The organism is Rhizomicrobium sp., from assembly GCF_056722145.1.
Map to the genome: position 1 here is coordinate 1 of NZ_JBWZET010000123.1, position 2,001 is coordinate 2,001.

At 63.6% G+C, this 2,001-nt stretch carries 2 protein-coding genes and 1 riboswitch; both genes read left to right on the forward strand.

Going from position 1 to position 2,001, the window contains the following annotated elements:
• Positions 1–244 precede the first annotated feature (244 nt).
• Positions 245–354, forward strand: a riboswitch (glycine riboswitch).
• A 48-nt stretch (positions 355–402) separates the two neighbouring features.
• Positions 403–1,527, forward strand: a complete 1,125-nt coding sequence (gene gcvT, locus AC1P6P_RS06935) for a glycine cleavage system aminomethyltransferase GcvT (protein WP_481401705.1) — start codon at positions 403–405, stop codon at positions 1,525–1,527.
• A complete protein-coding gene (gcvH, locus tag AC1P6P_RS06940; protein ID WP_481401706.1) occupies positions 1,524–1,895 on the forward strand; it encodes a glycine cleavage system protein GcvH in 372 nt (123 codons plus the stop codon). The genes gcvT and gcvH overlap by 4 nt, the downstream gene beginning before the upstream one ends.
• Positions 1,896–2,001 lie beyond the last annotated feature (106 nt).

Below are 2,001 nucleotides of genomic sequence, written 5' to 3' on the forward strand. Positions count from 1 at the left end.
CGGCGAAAATTGGCGGAAATCGGGGATAAGTGCGACCTACCCGACGCCTGCGGACGCCTCGCGTTGACTCTCCAACCTCCCCAACTAAAATAGCATTTGACGTCCGGGTCCGCCGTGAGGCGCGTCCGTACGGACCGCACATGATCCCCCGCGGGAGACATGAGCTTTGGCCGACATGTCGGCCGGGGCGAAGGCCGAAGGAGCAACCGCCCCGGAAACTCTCAGGCAAAAGGACCGCGAAGGGTGATGAACTTCTGGAAAGAGGGTTCGCGTTAAGCGGCCCCCACCGAAGGGGTAATCCCTCCCACGCTGCGGAGGGGTAAATCTCTCAGGTCCGATGACAGAGGGGGCGCGGGTTTCCCGGTGACGGGATTCGCGCCAACTCCAGGGATTCGTCGGACGATGGCCAGCACTGAAAGCCTCAAGCGCACGCCGCTCCATGCTTTGCATGTCGAGCTCGGCGCCAAGATCGTGCCGTTCGCCGGCTACGAAATGCCGGTGCAGTACCCCGCTGGCATCATCAAGGAACATCTCCACACCCGCGAGAAGGCGGGTCTGTTCGATGTCTCGCACATGGGCCAGGCGTTCCTTGCGGGTGCCGATCCGGCGCGCGCGATGGAAAAGCTGGCGCCGTCCGATTTCGCCGGGCTGAAAGAGGGCATGCAGCGCTACGGCCTGCTGCTCAACGATGAAGGTGGCGTCAAGGACGACTTCATGCTGGCGCGCCTCGCCGGCGAGGCCGATCTCTATCTTGTCGTCAACGCCTCGATGAAGGAAAGCGATTTCGCCTATATCGCCGAGCGGCTGAAGGGGGAACTGGTTCTGACCCCGCGTCCCGATCGCGCGCTACTGGCATTGCAAGGTCCGAGCGCCGGTGCGGTGCTGGAAAAGCTGTCGCCCGGCATCGATGCGCTGAATTTCATGCGGGTGACGCGGGCCACGGTGGCGGGCGTCGACGCGATCGTCGGGCGCACCGGCTATACCGGCGAGGACGGCTTCGAGATTTCCATTCAGGCCGAGGATGCGGAAACGGTCGCCCGCGCGCTGCTCGCCGATCCCGACGTGCTGCCGATCGGCCTTGGCGCCCGTGACAGTCTGCGATTGGAAGCCGGGCTTTGTCTTTATGGCCACGATATCGACGAGACCACCGATCCGGCGGAAGCCGATCTGGTCTGGGCCATCGGCAAGCGCCGCAAGCTGGAAAAAGGCTTTCTGGCCGCCGACAAGATCATGGATCGTATCCTGAACGGCACGGCGCGTAAGCGCGTCGGCATCCGTCCCGACGGCCGCGCCCCGGCCCGCGACGGCACCGAGATCGCCGACAAGACCGGCCGCATCATTGGCAAAGTCACCAGCGGCGGTTTCAGCCCGTCGCTCAATGCGCCCATCGCCATGGGCTATGTCGAAACCGAATTCGCCGCCGACGGTACCGAGGTTGATCTCCTCGTCCGCGGCAAGGCTTTGCCGGCGCGCATCGCCCCGATGCCGTTCGTCCCCCACCGCTACAAACGAGGAGCAGCGAAATGACGACCTATTACACGGACCAGCACGAATGGATCCGCGTCGAAGGTGATGAAGGCACTGTCGGTATCACCCATTACGCCACCGAACAGCTCGGCGACGTCGTGTTCGTCGAAACCCCGTCGGTCGGCAAGGTGCTGAAGAAGGGCGAAGAGGCCGCCGTGGTCGAAAGCGTCAAGGCGGCGAGCGAAATCTATGTGCCGGTCGCCGGCACCGTGACCGCCGCCAATGAGGATCTCGCCGGCGATCCGGCGCGGGTCAATTCCGATCCCGAAGGCGAGGGCTGGTTCTTCAAGATCAAGCTCGCCGATCCGTCCGAGCTGTCCGCGCTGATGACGGAAGAAAAGTATCAGGACTTCACGAAAGGCCTATAAGACATGCGTTACCTGCCGCTGACGAAGGACGATCGCGCCGCCATGCTCGCCAAGATTGGCGTGGCGGACGTCGACGCCTTGTTCCGCGATGTGCCGGCTGACAAGC

What these genes read in the sequence shown, in the direction of transcription:
- gcvT (WP_481401705.1), top strand. Translation starts at nt 403, where the DNA reads ATGGCCAGCACTGAAAGCCTCAAGCGCACGCCGCTCCATGCTTTGCAT.
- gcvH (WP_481401706.1), top strand. Translation starts at nt 1,524, where the DNA reads ATGACGACCTATTACACGGACCAGCACGAATGGATCCGCGTCGAAGGT.